The organism is Streptomyces sp. NPDC032472 (assembly GCF_040636955.1).
Taxonomy (GTDB): Bacteria; Actinomycetota; Actinomycetes; order Streptomycetales; family Streptomycetaceae; genus Streptomyces.
The window spans coordinates 1-25,804 of sequence record NZ_JBEZVK010000046.1 but is presented as its reverse complement, the minus strand read 5'-3'; the positions used below and the strand labels follow the sequence as shown (position 1 = coordinate 25,804).

At 73.4% G+C, this 25,804-nt stretch carries 21 protein-coding genes; 14 read left to right on the top strand and 7 right to left on the bottom strand.

The annotated features are described in order from the left end of the window. Positions 1–2 precede the first annotated feature (2 nt). From AB0F11_RS26790 to AB0F11_RS26750, 9 genes are all read left to right on the top strand, one after another. A complete protein-coding gene (locus AB0F11_RS26790) occupies positions 3–2,411 on the top strand; it encodes a xanthine dehydrogenase family protein molybdopterin-binding subunit (protein ID WP_362178665.1) in 2,409 nt (802 codons plus the stop codon). Then, positions 2,408–3,235, top strand: a complete 828-nt coding sequence (locus AB0F11_RS26785; RefSeq protein WP_362178662.1) for an FAD binding domain-containing protein — start codon at positions 2,408–2,410, stop codon at positions 3,233–3,235. Before AB0F11_RS26790 ends, AB0F11_RS26785 begins: the two co-directional genes overlap by 4 nt. 25 nt (positions 3,236–3,260) lie before the next feature. Continuing rightward, positions 3,261–4,547, top strand: a complete 1,287-nt coding sequence (locus AB0F11_RS26780; protein ID WP_362178659.1) for an MFS transporter — start codon at positions 3,261–3,263, stop codon at positions 4,545–4,547. Further along, the gene (locus tag AB0F11_RS26775; protein WP_362178657.1) at positions 4,544–6,058 is read left to right on the top strand and encodes an ATP-binding protein; all 1,515 of its coding nucleotides are present in this window, start codon (positions 4,544–4,546) and stop codon (positions 6,056–6,058) included. The genes AB0F11_RS26780 and AB0F11_RS26775 overlap by 4 nt, the downstream gene beginning before the upstream one ends. Before the next feature lie 12 nt (positions 6,059–6,070). After that, entirely contained in the window at positions 6,071–6,412 is a 342-nt protein-coding gene (locus AB0F11_RS26770; protein WP_362178655.1) for a nuclear transport factor 2 family protein, read from the top strand. An 82-nt stretch (positions 6,413–6,494) separates the two neighbouring features. Next, entirely contained in the window at positions 6,495–7,142 is a 648-nt protein-coding gene (locus AB0F11_RS26765) for a TMEM175 family protein (RefSeq protein WP_362178652.1), read from the top strand. Positions 7,143–7,215: 73 nt separating this feature from the next. Then, a complete protein-coding gene (locus AB0F11_RS26760; protein WP_362178650.1) occupies positions 7,216–8,574 on the top strand; it encodes a transposase in 1,359 nt (452 codons plus the stop codon). Next, on the top strand, positions 8,574–9,743 hold the full coding sequence (locus AB0F11_RS26755; protein WP_362178647.1) for an XdhC family protein: 1,170 nt from the start codon (positions 8,574–8,576) through the stop codon (positions 9,741–9,743). The genes AB0F11_RS26760 and AB0F11_RS26755 overlap by 1 nt, the downstream gene beginning before the upstream one ends. Before the next feature lie 146 nt (positions 9,744–9,889). Continuing rightward, complete coding sequence (locus tag AB0F11_RS26750) at positions 9,890–11,332, top strand: GuaB1 family IMP dehydrogenase-related protein (protein WP_362178640.1); 1,443 nt, start codon at positions 9,890–9,892, stop codon at positions 11,330–11,332. A 315-nt stretch (positions 11,333–11,647) separates the two neighbouring features. Here the strand turns inward: AB0F11_RS26750 and AB0F11_RS26745 are convergent, their stop codons facing one another. From AB0F11_RS26745 to AB0F11_RS26720, 6 genes are all read right to left on the bottom strand, one after another. Continuing rightward, a complete protein-coding gene (locus AB0F11_RS26745; RefSeq protein WP_362178637.1) occupies positions 11,648–12,913 on the bottom strand; it encodes a histidine kinase in 1,266 nt (421 codons plus the stop codon). After that, positions 12,910–14,640, bottom strand: coding sequence for a cation acetate symporter (locus AB0F11_RS26740; protein WP_362178634.1), 1,731 nt, complete (start codon positions 14,638–14,640; stop codon positions 12,910–12,912). Before AB0F11_RS26740 ends, AB0F11_RS26745 begins: the two co-directional genes overlap by 4 nt. Before the next feature lie 161 nt (positions 14,641–14,801). Continuing rightward, positions 14,802–15,101, bottom strand: coding sequence for a hypothetical protein (locus AB0F11_RS26735; RefSeq protein ID WP_362178632.1), 300 nt, complete (start codon positions 15,099–15,101; stop codon positions 14,802–14,804). A gap of 241 nt (positions 15,102–15,342) precedes the next feature. Further along, entirely contained in the window at positions 15,343–16,188 is an 846-nt protein-coding gene (locus tag AB0F11_RS26730) for a LytTR family DNA-binding domain-containing protein (protein ID WP_362178629.1), read from the bottom strand. Positions 16,189–16,348: 160 nt separating this feature from the next. After that, positions 16,349–17,359, bottom strand: a complete 1,011-nt coding sequence (locus AB0F11_RS26725) for an SCO0930 family lipoprotein (RefSeq protein WP_362178626.1) — start codon at positions 17,357–17,359, stop codon at positions 16,349–16,351. A 126-nt stretch (positions 17,360–17,485) separates the two neighbouring features. Further along, complete coding sequence (locus tag AB0F11_RS26720; RefSeq protein WP_362178625.1) at positions 17,486–18,511, bottom strand: GDSL-type esterase/lipase family protein; 1,026 nt, start codon at positions 18,509–18,511, stop codon at positions 17,486–17,488. A 306-nt stretch (positions 18,512–18,817) separates the two neighbouring features. Between AB0F11_RS26720 and AB0F11_RS26715 the strand changes: the two genes are divergently transcribed. Next, positions 18,818–20,287, top strand: coding sequence for an amino acid permease (locus tag AB0F11_RS26715; RefSeq protein ID WP_362178622.1), 1,470 nt, complete (start codon positions 18,818–18,820; stop codon positions 20,285–20,287). Between the two features lie 10 nt (positions 20,288–20,297). Then, entirely contained in the window at positions 20,298–20,753 is a 456-nt protein-coding gene (locus AB0F11_RS26710) for an Lrp/AsnC family transcriptional regulator (RefSeq protein WP_007262967.1), read from the top strand. Between the two features lie 361 nt (positions 20,754–21,114). Here the strand turns inward: AB0F11_RS26710 and AB0F11_RS26705 are convergent, their stop codons facing one another. After that, positions 21,115–21,837 (bottom strand): GNAT family N-acetyltransferase, encoded by a 723-nt coding sequence (locus AB0F11_RS26705; RefSeq protein WP_362178619.1) that lies wholly within the window; start codon positions 21,835–21,837, stop codon positions 21,115–21,117. Positions 21,838–22,253: 416 nt separating this feature from the next. On the opposite strand from AB0F11_RS26705, the gene AB0F11_RS26700 reads away from it, so the two are divergent. The 3 genes from AB0F11_RS26700 (at position 22,254) to AB0F11_RS26690 (ending at position 25,448) form a co-directional block, all read left to right on the top strand. Continuing rightward, a complete protein-coding gene (locus AB0F11_RS26700; RefSeq protein ID WP_362178618.1) occupies positions 22,254–22,628 on the top strand; it encodes a hypothetical protein in 375 nt (124 codons plus the stop codon). A 258-nt stretch (positions 22,629–22,886) separates the two neighbouring features. Continuing rightward, positions 22,887–23,687, top strand: coding sequence for a carbon-nitrogen hydrolase family protein (locus AB0F11_RS26695; RefSeq protein ID WP_362178616.1), 801 nt, complete (start codon positions 22,887–22,889; stop codon positions 23,685–23,687). Between the two features lie 63 nt (positions 23,688–23,750). Next, the gene (locus AB0F11_RS26690; RefSeq protein WP_362178613.1) at positions 23,751–25,448 is read left to right on the top strand and encodes an NAD(P)/FAD-dependent oxidoreductase; all 1,698 of its coding nucleotides are present in this window, start codon (positions 23,751–23,753) and stop codon (positions 25,446–25,448) included. Positions 25,449–25,804 lie beyond the last annotated feature (356 nt).

The window sequence follows — 25,804 nt, the reverse complement described above, 5'->3', positions numbered from 1 at the left end:
ACATGACCGCAGTGACGGGACAGAGCGCCCCGACGGCGGCCCCGCGCGTGCTCGGCGCACCCCTCGACGCCCGCGAGGACCCGCAGCTGCTGCGCGGCGAGGCCACGTACGTCGCCGACATCCACCTGCCGGGCACCGCCCACATGGCCATCCTCGGCAGCCCGGTCGCCCACGCCCGGATCCTGTCCATCGGGACCAAGGCGGCCGAGCAGCTGCCCGGCGTGCTGAAGGTGGCCACCGCCGCCGACTTCGCCGACGTCATGCCGCTGCCCTGCATCTGGATCCCCGGCGGCGTCGAGAGCCACTTCCCGCCCCACCCGTACGGAGTTCCCGGCGCCCGCCCGGTCCTCAGCGGCGACACCGTCCGGCACGTCGGCGACCCGATCGCCGTGGTCGTCGCCGAGACCCCGCACCAGGCCGCCGCCGCGCTCGCCGCGATCACCGTCGACTACGAGCCGCTGCCCGTGGTCACCCGCGCCGACCACGCCCTCGCCGACGGTGCCCCGCAGCTCCACGAGGCCGTCCCCGGCAACCTGAACGCGTACTGGACCTGCGGCGACAAGGACCGCACCGACGCGGCCATCGCCCGGGCCGAGGTCACCGTCGAGCTGGACCTCGTCAACCAGCGCACCATCAACAGCCCCATCGAGCCGCGCGGCGCGGTCGGCGACTACGACGCCGCCACCGGCGAGTACACCCTGTACGCCTCCACCCAGGGCCCGCACAACCACCGCTTCCTGCTCTCCGCGCTGGTCCTCGGGATCCCCTTCAACAAGCTCAGGGTGATCGCCCCGACCGTCGGCGGCAGCTTCGGCACCAAGGGCTACCTCTACCCCGACATGGCGCTGGTCCTGCTGCTGTCCAAGGCGCTGCGCCGCCCCGTGAAGTGGGTCGACACCCGCACCGGGCTGATGAACTCCACCGTCCAGGGCCGCGACCACCGCCAGCACGTCGTCCTCGCCGGCACCCGCGACGGCCGCATCACCGCCGTGCGCTGCACCAGCTACGCCAACCTCGGCGCGTACCCCTCCACCATCGGCCCCGGCGTCGCCACCGCCCTGATGGGCCGCTCCATCACCGGGATGTACGACATCCCCACCGCGTTCTGCGAGGTCTACGCCGCCTTCACCAACACCGTGCCGCTCGGCGCCCAGCGCGGCAGCGGGCGCGCCGAGGCCGCGTTCCTGATGGAGCGCCTCGTCGACCGGTACGCGGGCGAGATCGGCATGGACCCGGCGGAGGTCCGGCGCCGCAACCTCGTGCCGAAGGAGAAGTTCCCGTACGACAACGGCCTGGGCTGGACCTACGACTCCGGCGACTACCGGCTCAACTTCGACCGGGCCCTGGAACTGGCCGGCTACGCGGACATGCCCGCCCGCAAGGCCGAGGCCCGCGCCCGCGGCAAGCGCCTCGGCGTCGGCCTGGCCACGTACGTCGCCGTGTGCGGCGTCGGCCCCTCCACCCGGATGTCCAAGGAGGGCATGCTGGGCGGCACCTGGGAGAGCGCCAACATCCGCGTCCACCCCACCGGCGAGGTCACCGTCACCGTCGGCTCCGCCTCCACCGGCCAGAGCCACCACACCGTCTTCGCGCAGGTCGCCGCCGACGAGCTCGGCATCGACCCCGCCGCCGTGCAGGTGTACCAGGGCGACACGCAGAAGGCCCCGTACGGGCAGGGCACCTACGGCTCCCGCTCCTACAGCATGGCCGCGCCCGCGGTCGCCCTCACCGCCCGGAAGATCAAGAACAAGCTGGTCAAGGCCGGCGCCGTCTTCCTCGGCGTGCCCGAGGACCAGGTGGTCTACGAGGGCGGCGGGGTCCACGAGCAGGGCAACCCGCAGAACGCCAAGACCTTCGCCGAGCTGGCCATGGCCCTCTGGTACGGCTGGGGCCTGCCCCCGGAGATCGAGCCCGCCCTCGACGAGACCACCCACTTCGACCCGCCGGACTTCAACTACCCCTTCGGCACGCACGTGGCCGTCGTCGAGGTCGACGAACTCACCGGCGAGACCGAGGTGGTGGCCTACACCGCCGTCGACGACGCCGGCACCATCGGCAACCCGAAGATCGTGCGCGGCCAGATCGAGGGCAGCATCATGCACGGCCTCGGCCAGGCGCTGATGGAGGCCGCCGTCTACGACGAACAGGGCGTCCTGCTCACCTCCGACCTCGGCACCTACGCCCTGCCGCGCGCCGCGGACGCCCCGTTCTTCACCCTCGACCAGACGGTCACGCCCACCCCGCACAACCCGCTGGGCGCCAAGGGGGCCGGCGAGATCGCCACCGTGCCGCCCGCCGCCGCCGTCGTCAACGCGGTCGTCGACGCCCTGTCCGACCTCGGCGTGACCCACATCGACATGCCGCTCACGCCCGAGAAGGTCTGGCGCCGTCTGCAAGGAGGAGCCCCGTGATCCTCACCGACTTCGACTACGTCCGGCCCGCCGGCCTCGGCGAGGCCCTGGCCCTGCTCTCCGGGCGCCCGGGCGCCCGGGTCCTGGCCGGCGGCCAGAGCCTGCTGCCCGCGCTGCGCGCCGGGGAGGAGAGCGCCCGCCTGCTCGTCGACGTCCGCCGCCTGCCCGGGCTGCGGGGCATCGAGCGCACCGCCCGCGGCATCCGGATCGGCGCGCTCACCCCGCTCGCCGAGCTCGCCGCCAGCCCGCTCCTGCTGGCCGAGGCGCCCGAGCTCGCCGCGGCCGCCCGCGCCAACGGCGACCCCCAGGTCCGCAACCTCGGCACCGCCGGCGGCAACCTCGCCGTCCGCGGCGGCCGGGCCACCGACCTGCCCGTCGCGGCCATCGCCGCCGACGCAGCCGTCGAACTCGCCGGCCCGGGCGGCCGCCGCAGCACCCAGCCCGCCGAGCGCCTCGCCGCCACCGGGCCCGCCGACGCCCTGATCACGGCGCTGGTGGTGCCCGCCGCCGGTCCGGCCGCCGCCTTCGAGAAGACCGCGGACCGGGCGACGCGCTACCCGGTGTGCGCCGTCGCCGTACGCCTGACCCCCGGCGGGCCGCGCATAGCGGTCACCGGGGCCACCGCCGGCGCCCTGCGGCTGCGCGGGGTCGAGGACCGGCTGCGCGCGGGCCCGTACACCACGCAGGCCGTGCTCGCGGCCTTCCGCGCCGAGCCGCGGGAGCTGTTCGTGCCCAGGCGCGGCACCTCGGCCGAATACCTCGGCCATCTGGCCGGCGTACTGACCGCACGCGCGTTGCAGAGGGCAGAACGGGCCCTCGCCTGACCGCCCACCACGGGGAGTTGATGCAGTGGCCGACTTGTCCGGGACGACCGCAGGGGTGGCGCCACCGCACCCGGGTACCGGGGCCGGGACGGGCGCCGGGACCGGGGGCTCCGGCTTCTGGTGGGTGGGCGCCGTCCTCGTCCTGCTGATGCTCTCCTCCTCCGTGCCCTCCGCCCTGTACGTGCTCTACCAGCAGAGATGGGGGCTGTCCTCCGGGACGGTCACCGTCGTCTTCGCCCTGTACACGGTCACCGTGCTGCTCGGCCTGCTGCTGTTCGGGTCCCTCTCGGACACCCTGGGCCGGCGCCCCGTGCTGGGCGCCGGCCTGGTCCTGGCCATCGCCTCCATGGGCCTGTTCGCGGCGGCCGACGGGCTCGGGCTGCTGCTCGCCGCCCGCGCCGTGCAGGGCCTCGCCGTCGGCCTGGCCACCGGGGCGATGGGGGCGGCCCTGCTCGAGCTCAGCCCGCGCTCGCGGCCCGCGCTCGGCGCCCAGGTCAACAGCGCGGGCCCGACGGTGGGGATCGGGCTGGGCGGGATCGGCGCCGGGCTGCTGGTCCAGTACGCGCCCGCCCCGACCGTGCTCAGCTACCTGCTGCTCACCGCCGCCTTCGCGGTCACCCTGGCCGGGGTGGTGCGGATGCGGGAGAGCGCGCCCGTCGACCCGGCCGGGCACGGGTGGAGGCTCGCCGTCCGGGAGATCGGGGTCCGCCGGATCGGGGTCCCGGCCGCCGTGCGCGGCCGGTTCGCCGTCCTCGTGCTCACCGTCGTCGCCGTCTGGTCGGTCGGCGGCTTCTACCTCTCGCTGGGGCCGCACCTGGCCCTGTCACTCCTGCACAGCAGCAACTACCTCCTCGGCGGGGCCACCGTGGCCCTGCTCGCCGGCGCCGCCACCGCCGCCCAGCTGCTGCTCGGCTCCACCGAGGCCCTGCGCACCGCCGTCCTCGGCCTGTGCGGGCTGCTGGCCGGGCTCGCGCTGGTCCTGCTCGCGCTGGGCCTGCGCTCGGCCGCCGTGTTCCTGGCGGGCACGGCGGTCCTCGGCAGCGGCTGGGGCGCGGCGTTCCTCGGCGCCTTCCGGGCGCTGAGCACGCTCGCCGAGCCGGCGCACCGCGGCGAGCTGACCGCCGCCGTGTACGTCTTCGCGTACCTCGCGATGAGCGTCCCGGCGGTCCTCGCCGGGCTGCTGACCAACATCCACGGGCTGCAGCGCACCTCGGTCGGCTTCATGGCCGCCGTCGCCGGGGTGTGCGTGCTGGCCCTGCTCGTCACGCTGCGGCTGGCCGCCCGCATCCGGGCCGAAGGGAGTACGGCATGAACGACGCCGCGGTACGCGAGGGCGCTCTGCGCGCGGGCCTGCGCGGGCTGGAGATCTTCGCCGGGCTCACCGAGGAGCAGCTCGACTGGCTGGTCTCGGTCTCCGAGCCGAGGGTCCTCGCCGACGGCGAGGTCCTCTTCCGCGACGGCGAGGAGGCCACCGGCTTCCACGTCCTGCTCTCCGGCGGACTGGTGGTCACCAAGGTCGTCGACGGCCGCGAGGAGGTGCTGACCCGGCACTCCACCGAGGAGGAGAGCGCCGCCGCCGAGGACCACGACGGCAAGCCGTCGGCCGCCCACCGCTTCACCGGCGAGCTGCCGCTGCTCACCGACGGCGCGTACGTGGCCACCGCGTCCGCGAGCGGGCCCGCGACCACCGTCGTGGCCTACCCCAAGCCGGTGTTCTTCGAGATGCTGACCCGCTGCAACGGGGTCGCGGCCGTCCTGATCCCGGTGCTGGCCTGGCGGATCAAGTCCTCCGAGGTCCAGGCCCGCAAGCGGGCCACCGTCGAGGCGCTCGGCACCCTGGCCGCGGGCCTCGCGCACGAGCTGAACAACCCCGCCGCCGCGGTCGCCCGGGCCGCCCAGGAGCTCGCTCCGGCCCTGGACCGGCTCACCCGCAGCGCGCACGCCTGGGGCGCCGCCGCGTCGGGCGCGGAGCGCGCCGTACTGGACCGGCTGGCCGAGGAGCTGGACAAGCTGCCGCCGCCGACGACCACCGACCCGCTCGCCCAGGCGGACGCCGAGGAGGAGGTCGCCGACTGGGCCGAGGAGGCCGGCACCGAGCGCCCCGGGCTGCTCGGCGCGGGCATCGCGGACCTGGGGCTGGAACTGGGCTGGCTGCAGGAGCGGGTGGAGGGGATCGGCGAGCCGTCGCTGCCCGCCGCCCTGGACCACCTGGCGGCCCTGCTGGAGATCCGGTCGCTGGCCGCGGAGCTGCGGGCGGCGGGCCCGAGGATCTCGCAACTGGTCGCCGCCACCCGGGATTACGCCAATCTCGACCGGGCGCCCGAGCAGCGCTTCGCGGTGCCCGACGGACTGGAGAACACGCTGGTCGTGCTGCGTTCCAAGCTCTCCGGGATCACCATCGTGCGGGAGTACGAGCCGGGCCTGCCCGAACTGACGGGCTATCCGAGCGAGCTGAACCAGGTGTGGACCAACCTGGTCGACAACGCGGCCGAGGCCATGGAGGGCGCCGGCACCCTCACCCTGCGGGTGCGGGCCGAGGGCGCCTGCCTGGTCGTCGAGGTCGCCGACAGCGGGCGCGGCATCCCCGAGGACTCCCTCCCGCGGATCTTCGAGCCCTTCTACACCACCAAGGACGTGGGCAAGGGCACGGGCCTCGGCCTGCACCTCAGCTACCGCATCGTGACCCAGCGCCACCACGGCTCGATCACGGCCCGCTCGCGCCCCGGGGAGACCCGGATGGTCGTCCGGCTGCCGCTCACCGCGGCCGCCGCCTGCGCCGAACCACCTGCTGAACCCACCTCGCAACCCACCGCCACGAGTTGAGACGGAGTCGACATGGCCCAGTACGACATCTCCAAGCTGCACCCGGTCTTCGTGCGCCAGATGGAGGCGCTGGCCGCCCTCGACATCGAGGCGGTGATGAAGAACTACACCGACGACGCCGTGCTCCTTCGCTTCGAGGGGGCGTCCGTCGGCATCGACGCCGTGCGCGAAACCTTCACCGGCTACCTTTCGGTGAAGCCCACGCTCGTCGAACTCCAGGAGTACGTCGAGACCGAGGACACGATCTTCTACCGGGCGATCATGAATCTGAACGGAGAACCGGAGCACGCATTCGGGACACTGGTGGTCCGCGATGGCCGGATCTGGCGCCAGACGGCCGGCTTCGGCGGCTGACCGCGCTCATCTGGGTAGCGTGTGCGGGGAGGGCGGGGCAGCGCCCTCCCCGCACGTGCAAGGAAAAGGCAAAGGGGAGGTCATGGAACGCGAAACCAGCCGGGTCGAGGCATTCAGTGACGGTGTATTCGCCATCATCATCACGATTCTCGTCCTGGAGCTGAAGGTTCCGGAGGAAACCGGATCCGACTTCTGGCACGGTGTCCGGGAACAGTGGCCGCACTATGCGGCATACGTGGTGAGTTTCCTCATCATCGGCGTGATGTGGGTGAACCACCACACCATCTTCAGTCACCTCAAGCGGGTGGACCGACCGCTGTTGTTCCTGAATCTCCTGGTGCTGATGATGGTGTCGGTGATTCCGTACACCACCACCGTCCTCGCCGAACACCTCGTCCAAGGCGGCCGATCCGCCAACTCGGCCGCGGTCCTCTACAGTTCGGTCACCGTCGCCTACGCCTTGGCGTTCCTGGCCTTCTGGTGGTACGTCACCCGCGTCGGCCACCTGTTCCACGAACGCGTGGACAAGGAGGGCGCCCGGGCCACCCGGACGCGCTTCGGCCTCGGCGCGATCGCCTACCCCCTGACCGTCCTCCTGTCCCTCTTCTCCGCCACGCTCACTCTCGTCGCACACTTCCTCATTGCGCTCTACTATGCGGCGAACCAGATCCCGATCCCCCTCGTGGTAGAGGAAGAGCGGCTCGATTCTGCCAGCGACCTCAGGAAGTAGCCGCCGGGCCCTACGGCCGTTCTGCGCGGTCAAGTAGGGTATTGGATCTAGTGGTCGCGGGGGAGGCCCAAAGATGGCTCGCGCAGTGCTGCCGGAGGAATCCGCAAAGGAAATCTCCGAATTGATCGACGTCCTGATCTCTCTTTTCTTCGAATCTTTACCCAGGCGGGACCAGCGAAACTGGGCCCGCGTATACCTCAACGGCCTGGTACGTACCAGCGGGAAGAAAACAATCCGCAACATCGCCGGAACCGGGGCGAGTTCCGTCGAGCAGAGCCTCCAGCAGTTCATCAGCAAGTCGCCGTGGGACTGGACCCCCGTACGGCGCTCGCTCGCCCAGTACCTCGAACGCACCGCCCAGCGCCCGCTGGCCTGGGTGGTCCGGCCCATGGTCATAGAGAAGGCGGGCGACCGCTCCGTCGGCGTCGGCCGGCAGTTCGTACCCCAGCTCGGCCGCACCGCCAACTGCCAGCAGGCCAGCGGAATCTGGCTCGCCTCCAGCGAGGCCAGCTTCCCCGTCGAATGGACCCTCACCCTGCCCGCGCCCTGGACCGGCGAACTGCTGCGCCGCCGCCGGGCCGGCATCCCGGACACCGCCCGCTCGCTCACACCAGCCCAGGACGCCGTCCACGCCGTCCAGCGCATGGCCGCCACCTGGCAGCTCCAGCGCCGGCCCGTGGTGATGGAGGTCGCCAACTCCGACATGGCGGCCTGCGTGGAGTCCTTCACCCTCCAGGACATCCCGTTCGTCTTCAAGGTCGACGGGTCCCTGCCCGTCTCCTTCGTCGGCGCCGGCCGGCAGCGGCCCGGACCGCACACCGCACCCGCCCGTGAACTCATCGACTCCATGCGCTCCCAGCGCCGCGTCGTCGAATGGACCCGCCACGGCCGGGCCGAGGGCGCAGTGACCCTGCTGACCTCGGCGGCCATCCTCGCCGCCACCGGCGAGGACCGGCCCGTGCCGCTGCCGCCGACCCCGCTGCTGCTCGTCGGCGCCTGGACCGAGGCGGCCCTGCTGCCCTCCGAGTTCTGGATCACCAACATCGGCGACCGGCCGCTGGCGCAGCTGTTCCTGCTCGCCAAACTCACCGACCGGGTATCCCTCGATTTCACCGAGACCTGCGAACCCGTAGGCATCCGTGATTTCGAGGGCCGCTCCTTCCGTGGCTGGCACCACCACGCCACGCTCGCGAGTGTCGCCCACGCCTCGATGCTGCTCGGCGCCCGCGGGCGCGTGCCCGCCGGACACCCCGGCCCGGCCCGCGCCTCCCACGGCCCCGCCCGCGCCTCCGCCCTGCCCGTCCGCCCCGGCCCCGGAGCACCCGCCGGCGCGGCGCCCGCCGCCGCACCCGTCCGGACCGGCCCGCCGCCGGTCCTGCCGCCCCGGCCGCTGATCCCCGGCCAGAGCCCGAGACGCGAGTACATCCGCTGATGCTGGACATCGCCGAGGAGCTCCGCGCGTGGTGCGCCGCGCACCGGGAATTCGCCCTGGCCACCGTGGTCGCCGTCACCGGCAGTGCACCACGGGGCCCGGGCGCCTCCCTCGCCGTCGACGCCGACGGCACCGCGCTCGGCTCCCTCTCCGGCGGCTGCGTCGAATCCGCGGTGCACGAGCTGTGCCTCGACGCCATCGCCTCCGGGGAGGGCGGCCTGCACCGCTTCGGCTACAGCGACGACGACGCCTTCGCCGTCGGCCTGACCTGCGGCGGAGTCCTGGACGTGCTGGTCACCCCGGTCCGCGGGGGAGACCCCGTGCGCCCCGTGCTCGGCTCCGTCCTGCGGGCCGCCGCCGGGGGCGCCCGGGCCGCGCTGGCCCGGGTGGTCAGCGGGCCCGCGCCGCAGCTCGGCAGGGCCCTCGCCGTCCATGCCGACGGCTCGTACGAGGGCTGCCTGGGCGGTGGCGCGGCCTTGGACCGGGCCGCCGCCGACCGGGTGCGCGCGCTGCTGCTGGCCGGGCGCACCGGCACCGCCGAGCTCGGCACCGCCGGCGGGCTGTGCGGACAGCCGCTGACCCTGCTCGTCGAGTCGGCCGCCGAGCCGCCCCGCCTGATCGTCTACGGGGCCGTCGACTTCGCCGCCGCCCTCGCGCGGATCGGGGCCTTCCTCGGCCACCGGGTCACCGTGTGCGACGCCCGGCCCGTCTTCGCCACGCCCGCCCGCTTCCCCGACGCCGACGAGGTCCTCGTGGACTGGCCCCACCGCCACCTGGCCGCGGAGGCCGAGGCCGGCCGGCTGGACTCCCGTACCGCGGTCTGCGTTCTGACCCACGACGCCAAGTTCGACGTACCGCTGCTCGCCCTGGCCCTGCGGCTGCCGCTGGGCTACGTGGGCGCCATGGGCTCTCGGCGCACCCACGCCGACCGCGAGCGGCGGCTGCGCGAGGAGGGCGTGCCCGCCTCCGCCCTGGCCCGGCTGCGCTCACCGATCGGCCTGGAGCTGGGCGGCGCCACCCCCGAGGAGACGGCCCTGTCCATCGCCGCCGAGTTCACCGCGGTCCGCCACGGCGCCTCGGCCCGCCCGCTGACCGGCCGCGGCACCCCGATCCACCGCCGGCCGGCGGCTGGGCGCCGCGCCGTGCCGTTCGCGGGGAATGTCCCGTAGGAAGACACCAGCAGGTCCGGTATGTCCTGGACGATCAGCCTGGGCGGCATTAATGCCAGGTCATGGGAGAATGAAGTACGTGCGTTTCCTCGGCTGCCCTGCCTGGGTATGACGGGATCCTCCGACTCGACTGGGATGTTCTGCACGTGCGTTTCCTCAATGACCAGAAGCCGCCGTACGACCTGACGTACGACGATGTATTCATGGTGCCGAGCCGTTCCGCGGTCGGTTCCCGCCAGGGCGTCGACCTCGCGTCCCACGACGGCACCGGCACCACCATTCCGCTCGTCGTGGCGAACATGACCGCCATCGCGGGACGCAGGATGGCCGAGACGGTCGCCCGCCGCGGCGGCATCGTGGTCATCCCCCAGGACATCCCGATCGAGGTCGTCACCGACGTCATCTCCTGGGTCAAGACCCGCCACCGCGTCCTCGACACCCCGATCACGCTGGCGCCCACCCAGACCGTCGCCGACGCGCTCTCCCTGCTCCCCAAGCGGGCCCACGGAGCCGGTGTCGTCGTCGACGCCGACGGCCGCCCGATCGGCGTGGTCACCGACCACGACCTGACCGGCGTGGACCGCTTCACCCAGCTCTCCGAGGTCATGTCGAAGGAGCTCCTGCTCATCGACGCCGACATCGACCCCCGCGAGGCCTTCAACCAGCTCGACGCCGGCCACCGCAAGCTGGCCCCGGCCGTCGACGAGGACGGCAGGCTCGTCGGCATCCTCACCCGCAAGGGCGCCCTGCGCGCGACCCTGTACACGCCGGCCACCGACGCCGACGGCAAGCTGTGCATCGCCGCCGCCATCGGCATCAACGGCGACTACGTGGGCCGGGCCAAGCAGCTGCTCGACGCGGGCGTGGACACGCTCGTCATCGACACGGCCCACGGCCACCAGGAGTCGATGATCACCGCGATCAAGGCCGTGCGCGCCCTGGACCCGCAGGTCCCGATCGTCGCCGGCAACATCGTCGCCGCCGAGGGCGTCAAGGACCTGGTCGACGCCGGCGCCGACATCATCAAGGTCGGTGTGGGCCCGGGCGCCATGTGCACCACCCGCATGATGACCGGCGTGGGCCGCCCGCAGTTCTCCGCGGTGCTCGAGTGCGCCGCCGAGGCCAAGAAGTACGGCAAGCACGTGTGGGCCGACGGCGGTGTCCGCCACCCGCGCGACGTGGCGATGGCCCTGGCCGCCGGCGCGTCCAACGTGATGATCGGCTCCTGGTTCGCCGGTACGTACGAGTCGCCGGGCGACCTCCAGCAGACCGCCGACGGCCGGCTCTACAAGGAGTCCTTCGGCATGGCCTCGGCCCGCGCCGTGCGCAACCGCACCTCGGAGGAGTCCGCCTACGACCGTGCCCGCAAGGCGCTGTTCGAGGAGGGCATCTCCACCTCGCGGATGTTCCTGGACCCGCAGCGTCCCGGCGTCGAGGACCTGATCGACTCGATCATCGCCGGTGTCCGCTCCTCCTGCACCTACGCGGGCGCGGGCTCCCTGGAGGAGTTCGCCGACCGGGCCGTCGTCGGCGTCCAGTCGGCCGCGGGCTACGCCGAGGGCAAGCCCCTGCACGCCAGCTGGAGCTAGCCCCCGCTTCCGGGGCCCCGCCCCAGACCCCGCGCCTCAAACGCCAGCGGAGCTCAAAACCGGGGCTCGGCCCCGGTCCCGCACGGGTGCGGCGCCGCTGCGGGGGCTCCGCCCCGGACCGCCGCGCCTCAAACGCCGGCGGGGCTGGACAAATCCAGCCCGCGCGGCGTTTGAGCGCACCGGGCGCGGAGCGCACGGGTTCTTCAGCCCCGCCGGCGTTTGAGGCGAACGGGGTCCGGGGCGGAGTCCCGGTTACGGGAAGGGGCGGGTAGGGGAACGGCTCCGCGCAGCGGCAGCGCGCGCCCGCCCCGCCGGTCAGGCCGCGGGATCCCGCGGCCCGGTCCGCTCGGGCCCAGCCGGACCGATGGGCGGCGCCCAAGGGTGCACCCCCGCCCGATACTTCGGCACCCGGACGGTGATCTTCATCCCGGCCCCGACCCCGGTCTCGATGACGAGCCCATAGTCGTCCCCGTACACCTGCCGCATCCGCTCGTCCACATTCGGCAGCCCGATCCCCGAGGACGCCCCCGCCCGCTCCCCGGCCAGGATCCTCCGCAGCAGCGCGGGATCCATCCCGACCCCGTTGTCCTCGATCGTGATCACGGCCTCAGCCCCCGCATCCCGCGCCGCAATCGTGATCAGGCACTCCCCGGTGGAGTCCTCCACCCCGTGCTTCACCGCGTTCTCCACCAGCGGCTGCAGGCACAGGAACGGCAGCGCCACCGGCAGCACCTCCGGCGCCACCTGCAAGGTCACCTTCAGCCGGTCCCCGAACCGCGCTCCGGCCAGCGCGAGATACTGCTCGATGGACCGCAACTCCTCCGCCAGCGTGGTGAATTCACCGTGCCGCCGGAAGGAGTAGCGGGTGAAGTCCGCGAACTCCAGCAGCAGGTCCCGGGCCCGCTCCGGATCGGTCCGCACGAACGAGGCGATCGCGGCCAGCGAGTTGAAGATGAAGTGCGGGGAGATCTGCGCCCGCAGTGCCTTGATCTCCGCCTCCATCAGCCGGGTCCGCGAGCGGTCCAGCTCGGACAGTTCCAGCTGCACCGACACCCACCGCGCCACCTCGGTCGCCGCCCGCACCAGCACCGCCGACTCCCGCGAGCCGTACGCCACCAGCGCCCCCAGAACCCCGTCCTCGCCGGTGAGCGGGGCGACCACCGCCCACTTCAGCGGGCAGTCCGGCCGCGGGCACTGCGTCCGCACGCTCTGGCTCCGCCCGGAGGCCAGCATGACCGCGACCCGGGCCATCGCCCGCCGCTCGTGGTGGTCGGCGCCCGGGCCGTCCCAGGCCAGCACCGCCTCCCGGTCCGTCAGGCACAGCGCCTCGGTCCCCAGCAGCGAGCGCAGCCGCCGCGCCGCCTTGCGGGCCGCGTCCTGCGTCAGCCCGGCGCGCAGCGGGGGCGCGGCCAGCGACGCGGTGTGCAGGGTGTGGAACGTGGCCCGCTCCACCGGGGTCCCGAGGCCGAGCCCGGCCGTCCGCTCGCCGCGCCGGGCGTGCCACCGGCCGCCCGCCCAGCCCGCTCCGAGCAGCACCGCCGCGGCCGCCACCGTCCAGGCCGCGAGCACCGCCGCGGTCACGCGCGGCCGCCCGGCGGGGCTCCGGTCAGGGCCTCCGGCAGGTGCAGCCGGGCCAGGGTCGCCGCCGTCCCGGCCGGGATCCGCGAGCGCGTGGCCAGCGACACCAGGACCATCGTCAGGAAGCCCAGCGGCACCGACCAGGCGGCCGGCCACGCCAGCAGCGCATGCGGCCAGCCCGTCGGAGCCAGCCCCGCCCGCGTCGCCAGCACCGCGCCCAGCGCCGCCCCGCCCCCGGCGATCAGCCCGGCCACCGCGCCCGGCGGGGTCAGCCCGCGCCACCAGATGCCCAGCACCAGCAGCGGACAGAACGACGAGGCCGACACCGCGAACGCCAGCCCGACCGCATCCGCCACCGGCACCTCGGCCAGCGCCATGCTCCCGCCCAGCGGCACCAGCATCGCCACCACCGCCGCGAAGCGGAACGTGCGCACCCCGCGCCGCGCCAGCACGTCCTGGTGCAGCACCCCGGCCACCGCCATGGTCAGCCCCGAGGCCGTCGACAGGAACGCCGCGAACGCGCCGCCGGCCAGCAGCGCCCCCATCAGCTCCCCGAGCACTCCGCCGAGCATCCGCTCCGGCAGGACCAGCACCGCCGCGTCCGCGTCCCCGGTCAGCGCGAGCTCGGGCACGTAGGTCCGGCCGAGGACCCCGTACACCGGCGGCAGTACGTAGAAGCAGCCCAGCAGGGCGAGCACCGCCAACGTGGTGCGGCGCGCGGCCGGCCCGTTGGGACTGGTGTAGAAGCGCACCGCGACGTGCGGCAGGCCCATGGTGCCGAGGAAGGTCGCCACGATCAGCCCGTACGTCGCGTACAGGGCGAACCCCGGCCGGTCCCCGCCCGGCGGCTGCGACCAGCGCGACGGCCCCGGCCCGGCCGCGGGCCGGGACTGCGGCACCCGGGTCTGGGCGAGGAACTCCAGCCGGGTCCCGGCCCGGACCAGGTGCTCCCCGGGATCCAGCCGCAGCGGGGCCGAGGTGTACGCCGACCCGTCGACCCGCCCGGTCACGGTCAGCGGCACCGGCCCGTCCAGGGTCAGGCGTAGGTCTTCGGCGACCGTGACCGCGGTGCGCTCGCGGAGGACGGCCGGGGCGTCGAACGAGGCCCGCGGCGCGCCGTCCCCGGCCCACGCGGCCAGCAGGAAGAAGGCGGGCACCAGCAGTGCGGTGAGCTTCAGCCAGTACTGGAAGGCCTGGACGAAGGTGATGCTCCGCATCCCGCCGGCGGCCACGGCCCCGGTGACCACGACGGCGACGACGACCCCGCCCACCCAGTGCGGGGCCCCGGTCAGGATCTCCAGGGTCAGCCCGGCGCCCTGCAGCTGGGGCAGCAGGTACAGCCAGCCGACCCCGACCACGAACAGCACCGCGATCCGGCGCACGCCCTGCGACTCCAGGCGGCCCTCGGCGAAGTCGGGCAGCGTGTACGCCCCCGAGCGCCGCAGTGGGGCCGCCACCAGCGCCAGCAGCACCAGGTACCCGGCGGTGTAGCCGAGCGGGTACCAGAGCATCTCGGGCCCCTGGAGCATCACCAGCCCCGCCACCCCGATGAAGGAGGCCGCCGAGAGGTACTCCCCGCTGATGGCGGCGGCGTTCAGCCGGGGCCCCACGGTGCGCGAGGCGACGTAGAAGTCGGAGGTGGTCCGCGATATGCGCAGCCCCAGCGCCCCGACCAGCACGGTGGCCAGGACGACGACGGTGACCGCGGTCAGCGCGTACGTCTGGTTCACCGGAGGTCCTTCGGCCGGGGAGGGGAGGAGTGACCGGAGTCTACGCACGGTATCGGAGCGGCAACAGGCAGGATCCAGGCGGGATCCGGGCGCGATACCGGCCCCGACCTCGGCCGGGAGCGCTCCCGCGGAGGGGCCGAGCCCGGAGTCACGGCGCGGGGTCAGAGCGCGGGGTCGCGGTGCTCCGTGCAGTCCCTCAGCGCGATCTCCAGCTCCACGTACGAATCCTCGGCGCGCCGGAACGCCAGCCGCAGCGCGGCCTCCGCACGCGGCGGCAGCTGCCGGCGGGCCCCCTCGTTCGCCTCGTACAGCACGTCGGCCCAGCGGGCGGCGGCACTGCGCAGCCGGGCGAGGAGCACCTCGGCCTCGGCGGGCCCGGCGGGCCGGGTGCCGGGCAGTCCTGCCACCGCGTCGAGCAGCGCCTGGATCTCGGCCATCCGCACCCCCCGTGCTTCCCTCATGACCCGCCTGACCCGGGGGTCCACGATAGGGGCGGCCGCGGGTTTCGCCGCCCGGAGTGCCCCGCCCTGCGACCGACGGCACCGCTGGCGCGCCGTACGCCCCCCGCGGCGCGACGAACGGCACCACCGCGCGCCGGACGGTCGGGCCGGGCGGTCGGGCCGGGCGGTCGGGCCGGGCGGTCGGGCCGGGCGGGCCGGTTCGGGGCTGCCGGTTCGGGCGGGCCGGTTCGGGCGGGCCCGTTCAGCCCGTCGCCTGGCGCATCAGGAGGTCGCGGAGCTGGCGGGCGTGGCGGCGGCTGACCTGGAGTTCGGCCGTGCCGATGCGGACGCTGGTGGTACCGGCGTCGAGCCGCAGCTCGTCGATCCGGCGCAGCGCCACCAGGTGCCTGCGGTGGATGCGGACGAACCCCCGCGGGGCCCAGCGCTCCTCCAGGGTGGACAGCGGAATGCGGACCAGGTGGCTGCCGGCATCGGTGTGCAGGCGGGCGTAGTCGCCCTGGGCCTCGACGTACGCGATGTCCGCGATCGCCACGAACCGCGTGACGCCCCCGAGTTCCACCGCGATCTGGTCCGCGGTGCGCTCGGCACCGGCCCCGCCCCCCGCTGCCGGGGCGGGGGAGGGGCGGCGCTGTGCCGGGACGGCCGGCTGCGCGGGGGGCTGCGCCCGGTCGGCCGCCGACTGCCCGGTGCCGGTGCGGTCGAGCTGGGCGCAGGCCCGGCGCACGGCCTCGGCCAGCCGCTCCGGGCGCACCGGCTTCAGTATGTAGTCCACTGCCTTGAGGTCGAAGGCCTGGACGGCGAAGCCCTCGTGGGCGGTGACGAACACGACCAGGGGCGGCTGCGCGAACCCGGCCAGCAGCCGGGCGATGTCCAGACCGGTCAGCCCGGCCATGTGGATGTCGAGGAAGACCACGTCGATGCCGTCGGGCCCCTCCGGTCCGGTCTCCAGCGCCCGGGTGATCCGGCGCAGGGCCCCGGTGGCGTCCGAGGCGCCCTCGGCGCTGGTCACGCGCGGATCGGAGCGCAGCAGATACAGGAGTTCCTCGAGGAGCGGCTTCTCGTCGTCCACGGCCAGTACGCGCAGCATGCGAGGGAGTCTAGGGAGCGGCGCGCCCGGGCGGAACGGTGCGCGGCCCGCCCGCCGGGGGAGGGGGTGGCGGGGGGCCGCGCGGTCTGTCGGCCTCGTCGTGGTGCGAGTGCCGGATCCGGGGTCCGGGGTCGGGGGTTCAGGGTCCGGGGCGGAGCCCTTACGAGGTCGTGATCAGCTTGCCGTCCGGCGAGACGGCGTACCAGGTGCCGCCGACGCCCTGCCCGTTGATGTCGCCCGGCTTCTTGTCACCGGTGAAGGTGTAGACGGGCCAGCAGTCGATGCTCTGCTGCTTCTTGCCGTCGGGGCGGTCGAGCACCGAGAAGCCCTTCTCGATGATGCCCTTGGCGTTGGCCTTGTCCACCGGGGGCACCACCGGCCACTTCGCCACGCAGTCGCCGGTGCAGTTGGAGGCCATCGGCCAGGCGGTGTCCTTCTTGAAGCGGTAGACGGTCATGCCGTTGCCGTCGACGACGTGGTCGCCGAGCTTGGGGTCCTTGGCGACGGACAGCGCACCCTGGGCCGGCTGGGCCCCCGCCTCCGCCCCCGCCCCGGTGCCGGAGCCGTAGCCGGTCCCCGCGCCCGCGCCCGCGCCCGAGCCCGAGCCCGAACCCGAACCGGCCGCCGGCTTTGCCGCCTTCTTCCCGTCGGGTGCGAACGCGAACCAGGTGCCGCCCACGCCCTGCCCGTTGACCTCGCCCGCCTTGGTGTCCTTCGCGTAGCGGTACACGGGCCAGCCCGCCACGGTCAGCTGCTTGCTGCCGTCGCTGCGGACCACCTCGCCGAGCAGCGAGGCGTCCATCCCGGTGGCGGCGGTCGCGTCGCCGGCCGCGACCACGGGCCAGGCCTTGGCGCAGTCGCCGTCGCAGTTGGACTTCGGCGGCTTCGCGGTGTCCTTGTCGAAGCGGTAGAGGGTGAAGCCGGCGCTGTCGGTGAGGACCGGTCCCACCTGCTCGTCCTGGGCGACGGCCAGCTGTCCGGCGGGCTTGGCGCCGCTGTCCGCCCCCGCGCCGTAGTCGGAGCCGTAGCCGGAGCCGGATCCCGCGGCCTGGGCGGCGGCCCCGGCCGGCTTGGCGGCGCCGGCCTTGGTGTCGTCCCCGCCGCAGGCCGTGGCGGTCAGTGCGACGACGACCGCCACGGCGGCCAGGGTGGTTCCGCGCTTGATGCCCATCGTGATCTCTCCCGTGTGCTGTGTCCGTGTCCGGCGCGGCCGCATCCGCGGTGCGCCGGCAACTGTGCAAAGGACACGCCCTGGGAGCCCCGGTCTGTTCAACCCGATCGGTGTGGGGTGTTTCACTCAGCCCGCGTCGAACCAGGCCCGGCGCAGAGCCGTGGCCACAGCGAGGCCCAGAACCTGGTGTCCGGCGTCGTTGGGGTGCAGCCCGTCCGCGAGGTGCTCCGGTCCCAGCAGGTCACGGCCGGGCAGCAGGACCAGCCGGTCGTCTCCGGCGGCGATCCGGTCCCGGGCGACCCGCTCCATCGCGTCGCGCAGTGCCCCCAGGGTGGCGCCCAGCCGGTTCGGGGTGCGCTCGGCATCGGGCCGCAGTACGGGCGAGAGCAGCAGCAGCGGGGTCTGCGGGTGCCCCTGGCGGACCAGGTCGAGGAAGGCGCGCGTGGTCTCGTACAGCAGGGGCACCGAATGGGGCACCCGGGTCCAGCAGTTGGTGCCGAAGGCGAGGGTGAGCGCGTCGGCGGGCAGGTCCGCGAGCTGTTCGGCGGTGGCCAGCTCCCCGCGCGCGGCGCCCGCGTACCCGAGGTTCACGGTGTCCCAGCCGAGCGCCCGCCCGGCGACTGCGGGCCAGCCGTGCGCGGGCCGGGTGGACCACCAGCCCTCGGTGATCGAGTCGCCGTGCACCACCCAGCGCGGGGCGGGCGGGGCCGGGGCGAGGCTCCCGCCGACGCCGCGCAGGCCCAGGACCAGCGGCGCCTGCGCCTCGGGCGGGTGGACGGTGAAGGGCCCGGGCCCGCCGGGCAGGTCGATGCGTACGACGGCCTCGGGGGCGGGTTCGCTCCACACCTCGCGCAGCAGCCCGCGGCGGTCCCAGAGGGCGAATCCGTGCGCGAGGTCGTGCAGGGCGTCCGTGGGCCCGGGGACGGTCGCCCGGTAGCGGATCTCCACCGCGTGTGCCCCGGCCGCGGTGAACTCCAACCGCACCCCGATCGGCAGGGTGGCCCGCTCGCCGGTGTCCCAGGGCAGCCGCATGGTGTCGGCGGGGTCGGCGCGCACCGGTCGGCGGGCCTGGTCGAGCCAGGCGACCCCGCGCAGGAACGGCCCCGGATCGAGCCAGGCCAGGGCCGTGCGGTCGGCATCATCGGCATCCATGGCGGCACGCTGCGGCAATTCTGACGGGCTGTCAAGAACGGCGGACGGGGGAGCGGGCGCACTGATCGATCATCTGCATGCAACAAAGGGCCATCCAGGACAGATCCGCGCAACGATCGTGCGCCAATGTGCAAGGATGGTGCATTACGGGCGGTATCTCTCAGCTCGTAGGCTCACTCGCTGTACGTGGAGTGGCGCGGACCGCCTGCTCGGCGGTTCCCCATGCCCAGACTCTTGTCTGTGTCCTGCCCGGACCGCTGCGGTCGATGCCTCAGTCCCCATCCGCAGTGTCAAAGGAGTCCCCTCGTGCTCGATCAGGGCCAGGCACCCCCGCTCTCCCCGGAGACGCGCAAGCCCGTGAACCCGCTGCTCCGTCGCAAGCCGGTCGAGCAGCTTGTCTCCGAGGGCGGCCAGGGCGAGGGCGGCACGCTGCGCCGCTCGCTCACCATGTGGCAGCTGACCATGATCAGCATCGGTGCCACGCTCGGCACCGGCATCTTCGTCGTCCTCGGCTCCGCCGCCCCCAAGGCCGGCCCCGCCGTGACGATCTCCTTCGTGATCGCGGGCCTGACCGCCCTCTTCTCGGCCCTGTCCTACGCGGAGCTCGCCGGCTCCGTTCCGGTCTCCGGCTCCTCGTACTCGTACGCGTACGCCACCATGGGTGAGCTCATAGCCTGGATCTGCGGCTGGTGCCTGGTCCTGGAGTACGCCGTCTCCGTCGCGGCCGTGGCCGTCGGCTGGGGCCAGTACCTCAACGAGCTCCTCGACGGGACCATCGGCGTCACCATCCCCGAGTCGGTCTCCGCACCGCTGGGCGAGGGCGGCTTCGTCAACCTGCCGGCGCTGGTCGTCGTCCTGCTGTCGATGGTCTTCCTGATGCGCGGCGCCAAGGAGAGCGCCACGGTCAACTCGATCATGGTCGCGGTGAAGATCGTCACGCTGCTGCTCTTCATCGGCATCGGCGTCATGGGCATCAAGTCCGGCAACTACACCCCGCTCGCCCCGCTGGGCATGAGCGGCATCGCGGCCGGCGCCTCCACCCTCTTCTTCTCGTACATCGGCTTCGACGCCGCCTCCACCGCCGGTGAGGAAGCCAAGGACCCGAAGAAGGACCTGCCGCGCGCGATCATGCTCTCGCTGGGCATCGTCACCGTCCTGTACGTCCTGGTGGCCCTGGTCGCCGTCGGCGCCATGCCGTGGCAGGACTTCGAGGGCACCGAGGCCGCGCTCGCCCAGATCATGACCGACGTCACCGGCACCAGCGTCTGGGGCGTCGTCCTCGCCGCCGGCGCCGTGATCGCGATCTTCTCCGTCGTCTTCGCCGTCCTCTACGGCCAGACCCGCATCCTCTTCGCGATGTCCCGCGACGGCCTCGTCCCCAAGGTCTTCGCCAAGGTCGACGAGAAGACCGGCGCCCCCCGCGCCAACGTCGTCCTCGTCTCCCTCTTCTGCGGCGTCCTCGCGGCATTCATCCCGCTGGGCAAGCTCGCCGACGCCACCAGCATCGGCACCCTCTTCGCCTTCGGCCTGGTCAACATCGCCGTCGTCATACTGCGCTACACCAAGCCCGACATGCCGCGCACCTTCAAGGTGGCCCTCTTCCCGGTCACGCCGATCCTGGGCTTCCTCGCCTGCGGCTTCATGATGTTCAGCCTCGATATGGTCACGTGGCTCGTCTTCGGTGGCTGGATGGCGGCGGGCCTCGTGTTCTACTTCCTGTACGGCATCCGCCGCTCCCGACTGGCCACGGAAGAAGTGGCCACAGCAGAGAAGTGATCCACCCGCAGTGCGATTGAACGATCTCGACGAACGCATCGTGCACGCCCTCGCCGAGGACGCCCGCCGCTCCTACGCGGACATCGGCTCCGAGGTCGGCCTCTCCGCCCCCGCCGTCAAGCGGCGCGTGGACCGGCTGCGGGCGGAGGGAGCCATCACCGGCTTCACCGTCCGCGTCGACCCCGCCGCCATGGGCTGGGAGACCGAGGGCTTCATCGAGATCTACTGCCGCCACAACACCTCGCCGGACGACATCCGGCGGGGGTTGGAGCGGTACCCCGAGGTGGTGTCCGCGTCGACCGTCACCGGCGACGCGGACGCCCTCGTCCAGGTCTTCGCCTCCGACATGCGGCACTTCGAGCGCGTCCTCGAACGCATCGCAGGCGAACCCTTCGTGGAGCGCACCAAGTCGGTCCTGGTCCTCTCCCCCCTCCTCCGCCGCTTCACCTCCGGCGCCCCGGCGTAGCCCGGACCGCAGCCCCGCTCCCGAGGCCGCCGAGGCCGAGGGCCGGCATCCCGGGCCCACCCCGCCGCTACCGAGGCCGGGGGCCGGCAGCCCGCCCCCTCAGCTGCCGAATCCGGGGTCGCCATTCTTGGCCGGCCCGCGCTGGTCGAAGCGCCGGCAATGTCAGCCCGCCCCCTGCTTTCGAAGCGGGGGGCGGGCTTTTCCAGCCTCGCCGGCGTGTGAGGCGCGGGGTGTGGGGCGGAGCCCCAGGGATGGATCCCGGATCGGCGGGGTACCGGGCTCTGCCCGGACGCGCGCCTCAGTCGCCGGCGAGGCTGAAATTGCCCGACCCCCGTCACAGGCGGCGGCGGGGCTGGAATGGTCAGGCCGGCGGGGCGGTGGGCGGGGTGCGCAGGCCGAGGAAGTCCGGGCGGCTGCGCAGGGTGAAGCCCATTGACTCGTAGAGGGCGATCGCGCCGGTGTTGTCCGCCGCCGCGTGGAGGAAGGGGCGATCGCCGCGGGCGGTGATCGACGCCGCCACCGCGCGGACCAGCCGGGCCGCGAGGCCCCGCCCCCGGTGGTCCGGGTGGGTGCACACCGCGCTGATCTCGGACCACCCCGGCGGCCGCATCCGCTCACCGGCCATCGCCACCAGCCGTCCCCCGTCCCGGATCCCGAGGTACGTGCCCAGCTCGACGGTGCGCGTCAGGAACGGCCCCGGCCGCGTCAGCTCCACCAGCTCCAGCATCTCCGGCACGTCCGCCGGCCCCAGCCGCACCGCCTCCGGCGCCGCCTCGGCCCGTACCGCCGCGCCGTCCAGCTGCACTCCCGCTACCGTCGCCACGGTCGTCCAGCCCTCCGGCGGGGTCAGCAGCCCCGTCACCCACACCGGTGCGTCCGGACCCGCCAGCGCCGCCAGGTCCGCCCACGCGCGGGGATCCTCCGGATCGGCCAGGGCCGCGAACGGCGAGGCGTCCTCGACGTACCGGGCGGCGAGCCCCGCGGGACCGGTCTCGGCGAAGCCGCCGTTCGGGCCGGCCAGCGCGGCCCACACCGGGTTGTCGAGGACATGGACGGCCGCGGCCGCGGCGGAGTCGGGCGACATGGGAAACGGGCTCCTCTCGGTCCGGCGGGCAACCCGGGCCGTCCACACCTTCTTGACGGCCCTGCGCGCCGCCACGAGACTGCTGGGGACGACGGTCAGGAAGGTCAGCGTCCGTCGCAAGCGGCTTTATGCCCGAGAACAGGACGGAGCCGGTGGACATGGCCCCAGCAGCGGTCGCGGAGGCACAGACCCTCCGGCGCTGGTGGCTGACCCGGCGCCTGCACATCGACCTCCTGCGCGTCTGCAGCGCCTTCCGCACCGGCGCCTGACCTCCCCGCGTCCGTACGTAGGCCTGCCGCGCCTGCCGGCCTCCGCCGACACACCGCCCCGCCCCGGCCGCGTACGTCTCCCCGCACGGCCCCCGTGACCCGGCGCGCAGCACGTCGCCGGGCGTTCCGCCACGCCCCAGGAGAGTCATGCTTCAGATGGTCCTGCCCCGCACCGGCCCGGTCCCCGCCCTGCGCGGCCGCATCGGGTCCGGCTTCTCGCCCGTACCGCACCGCTACCGCCTCTACCTGTCCGCCGACTGTCCGCACTCCGCCCGCGTCGCCGCCGCCCTGAGCCTGCTCGGCCTGGAGCACGCCGTCGCCACCACCTTGCTCGGCTCACCGGCCTCGTACGCCGCCCTGCGCTGCGCCTACGAGGCTGCCGGCCACCACTACGACGGCACCCTGACCGTCCCCGCCCTCTGCGACACCTGGAGCGGCCGCATCATCGGCAACGACACCCCCGACATCCTCGAGGACCTCCGCCGCCTCAGCGTCCACCCGTCCTTCCGCCCGGCCTCCTAGCCAGGTCGTCACCGTCGACTGCTGGCAACCGGATCCCGCCGGCCGGCCCCGTACCCTGGGGGCCGAGCCCCGGCCCGCGGCCGCAGTGTTTCGCCGGGGTCGGGCAAAGCACCGGGCCCCGCGCAACGAATCGCCGCTCCGCGGCCGAAACGCGCAACGAACCGATGCTCGCAGCGCAACGGTCACGGCTTGTCCGGGTCGAACGCCGAAACGTACCTTCGTAGGACACCCCACCCCTCCTGCCCCAGAGGTACGCCCATGCCCCCGCTGCGCACCGCCCTCCTCCAGAGCTCCGGCCGGCTCGGCGACACTGCCGAGAACCTCAAGGCGCTCGACGAGGCCGCGGCCCGCGCCGCACAGGCGGGTGCGGGGCTCCTCGTGACCTCGGAGATGTTCCTCACCGGCTACGCCCTGCCGGTCGAGGAGATCGCCGCCCTCGCCGAGGCCGCCGACGGCATGTCGGCCCGCGCCATCGGCGAGATCGCCCGCCGCCACGGCGTCGCCGTCCTCTACGGCTACCCCGAGCGCGACGGCGAGACGGTCTACAACTCGGCGCAGCTCGTCGGACCGGACGGGGCCCGGCTGGCGAACTACCGCAAGACCCACCTCTTCGGCTGCTTCGAGCAGGAGGCCTTCACCCCCGGCGACACCCCCGTCGTCCAGGCGGACCTCGGCGGCCTCCGGATCGGCATCATGATCTGCTACGACGTGGAGTTCCCGGAGAACGTCCGGGCCCACGCGCTGGCCGGCACCGACCTCCTCCTGGTGCCGACCGCGCAGATGCACCCGTTCCAGTTCGTGGCCGAACAGCTCGTCCCCGTACGGGCCTTCGAGAACCAGATGTACATCGCGTACGTCAACCGCACCGGCCCCGAGGGCGAGTTCGAGTTCGTCGGACTCAGCTGCCTGGCCGCCCCCGACGGTGCCACCCGCACCCGGGCCGGCCGCGGCGAGGAGACGGTGATCGGCGAGGTCGATCCCGAGCTGCTGCGGGCCTCGCGCGAGAACAACCCGTACCTGCGCGACCGCCGCCCCGGGCTCTACGCCTCCCTCGTCTGAGCCCGAGCCTCCGCGCCCCCTGAGCCCCTCCCCCCAGCCCCACCCTGCAAGGAGTCGTACCCCATGACGTCCACGGTGCCCACGACCGCCGTTCCGCACAGCGACGGCCAGCCGCCGATCACCATGTTCGGCCCGGACTTCCCGTACGCGTACGACGACTTCCTCGCGCACCCCGCGGGCCTGGGCCAGATACCGGCGACCGAGCACGGCACCGAGGTCGCCGTCATCGGCGGCGGCCTGTCCGGCATCATCTCCGCCTACGAGCTGATGAAGATGGGCCTCAAGCCCGTCGTCTACGAGGCCGACCAGATCGGCGGCCGCCTGCGCACCGTCGGCTTCGAGGGCCCCGGCACCGAGGGCCTCACCGCGGAGATGGGCGCCATGCGCTTCCCGCCCTCCTCCACGGCCCTGCAGCACTACATCGACCTCGTGGGCCTGCAGACCCAGCCCTTCCCGAACCCGCTCGCCGAGGCCACCCCCTCGACGGTCGTCGACCTCAAGGGCGAGACCCACTACGCCGAGACCATCGCCGACCTCCCGCAGATCTACCGGGACGTCGCCGAGGCGTGGAACGCGTGCCTCGACGAGGGCGCCGACTTCTCCGACATGAACACCGCGATGCGCGAGCGGGACGTCCCGCGCATCCGCGAGATCTGGGCCAGGCTCGTCGAGAAGCTCGACAACCAGACCTTCTACGGCTTCCTGTGCGAGTCGGAGGCCTTCAAGTCCTTCCGCAAGCGCGAGATCTTCGGCCAGGTCGGCTTCGGCACCGGCGGCTGGGACACCGACTTCCCGAACTCCATCCTGGAGATCCTGCGCGTCGTCTACACCGAGGCCGACGACCACCACCGCGGCATCGTCGGCGGCTCGCAGCAGCTGCCGATGCGCCTGTGGGAGCGGGAGCCGGAGAAGATCGTGCACTGGGCCCAGGGCACCTCGCTGTCCTCCCTGCACGAGGGCGCCCCGCGCCCGGCAGTCACCCGCCTGCACCGCACCGCAGGCAACCGCATCACGGTGACGGACGCCACCGGCGACATCCGCACCTACCGCGCGGCGATCTTCACCGCGCAGTCGTGGATGCTCCTCTCCAAGATCGAGTGTGACGACACGCTCTTCCCGATCGACCACTGGACCGCGATGGAGCGCACCCACTACATGGAGAGCTCGAAGCTCTTCATCCCGGTGGACCGCCCGTTCTGGCTGGACAAGGACGAGGAGACCGGCCGCGACGTCATGTCGATGACGCTGACGGACCGGATGACCCGCGGCACCTACCTGCTGGACAACGGCCCCGACCAGCCGGCCGTCATCTGCCTGTCCTACACCTGGTGCGACGACAGCCTGAAGTGGCTGCCGCTGTCCGCGAGCGAGCGGATGGAGGTCATGCTGAAGTCCCTCGGGGAGATCTACCCGAAGGTCGACATCCGCCGGCACATCATCGGCAACCCGGTGACGGTGTCGTGGGAGAACGAGCCGTACTTCATGGGCGCGTTCAAGGCCAACCTGCCGGGGCACTACCGCTACCAGCGGCGCCTGTTCACGCACTTCATGCAGGACCGCCTGCCGGAGGACAAGCGCGGCATCTTCCTCGCCGGCGACGACATCTCCTGGACGGCCGGCTGGGCCGAGGGCGCGGTGCAGACCGCTCTGAACGCGGTCTGGGGTGTCATGCACCACCTGGGTGGCGCCACGGACGCCACCAACCCGGGCCCGGGCGACGTCTACGACGAGATCGCCCCGGTCGAACTCCCGGAGGACTGACCCTCCGGGTCCCCCGACCGACGGGCCGCCGCCGCGCACGAACGCGACGGCGGCCCGTTCCGCCATCCCCTGAGCCCCTGCCTCCGGGCGGGGGCCCGGCATTTCCAGCCTCCCCGGCAGAGCCGGGTTCCCTGGGGCGCTGCCCCAGACCCCGCGCCTCAATCGCCGGCGGGGCTGGTTTTGGCGAACCCCGGCTTCGAATGCGGGGCAGAGCAGGCTTTGCCGCCGTCTGCGCCGGCAATTGGCCGGAGGAGGAATCTGCCCCTGCCTTTGGGCGGGGGTCCGGCATTTTCAGCCTCGCCGGCGGGTTTGGGGCGGGGGGTTGGGGGGGGGGCCCCACAAACCCGCACCCCCCG

Excerpts from the sequence above, each read along its gene's own strand:
- AB0F11_RS26690 (WP_362178613.1), top strand. The coding sequence starts at position 23,751 with ATGACGTCCACGGTGCCCACGACCGCCGTTCCGCACAGCGACGGCCAG.
- AB0F11_RS26695 (WP_362178616.1), top strand. The coding sequence starts at position 22,887 with ATGCCCCCGCTGCGCACCGCCCTCCTCCAGAGCTCCGGCCGGCTCGGC.
- AB0F11_RS26755 (WP_362178647.1), top strand. The coding sequence starts at position 8,574 with ATGCTGGACATCGCCGAGGAGCTCCGCGCGTGGTGCGCCGCGCACCGG.
- AB0F11_RS26730 (WP_362178629.1), bottom strand. The coding sequence starts at position 16,188 with ATGCTGCGCGTACTGGCCGTGGACGACGAGAAGCCGCTCCTCGAGGAA.
- AB0F11_RS26705 (WP_362178619.1), bottom strand. The coding sequence starts at position 21,837 with ATGTCGCCCGACTCCGCCGCGGCCGCGGCCGTCCATGTCCTCGACAAC.
- AB0F11_RS26770 (WP_362178655.1), top strand. The coding sequence starts at position 6,071 with ATGGCCCAGTACGACATCTCCAAGCTGCACCCGGTCTTCGTGCGCCAG.
- AB0F11_RS26700 (WP_362178618.1), top strand. The coding sequence starts at position 22,254 with ATGCTTCAGATGGTCCTGCCCCGCACCGGCCCGGTCCCCGCCCTGCGC.
- AB0F11_RS26790 (WP_362178665.1), top strand. The coding sequence starts at position 3 with ATGACCGCAGTGACGGGACAGAGCGCCCCGACGGCGGCCCCGCGCGTG.
- AB0F11_RS26760 (WP_362178650.1), top strand. The coding sequence starts at position 7,216 with ATGGCTCGCGCAGTGCTGCCGGAGGAATCCGCAAAGGAAATCTCCGAA.
- AB0F11_RS26775 (WP_362178657.1), top strand. The coding sequence starts at position 4,544 with ATGAACGACGCCGCGGTACGCGAGGGCGCTCTGCGCGCGGGCCTGCGC.
- AB0F11_RS26720 (WP_362178625.1), bottom strand. The coding sequence starts at position 18,511 with ATGGATGCCGATGATGCCGACCGCACGGCCCTGGCCTGGCTCGATCCG.
- AB0F11_RS26725 (WP_362178626.1), bottom strand. The coding sequence starts at position 17,359 with ATGGGCATCAAGCGCGGAACCACCCTGGCCGCCGTGGCGGTCGTCGTC.
- AB0F11_RS26735 (WP_362178632.1), bottom strand. The coding sequence starts at position 15,101 with ATGAGGGAAGCACGGGGGGTGCGGATGGCCGAGATCCAGGCGCTGCTC.
- AB0F11_RS26765 (WP_362178652.1), top strand. The coding sequence starts at position 6,495 with ATGGAACGCGAAACCAGCCGGGTCGAGGCATTCAGTGACGGTGTATTC.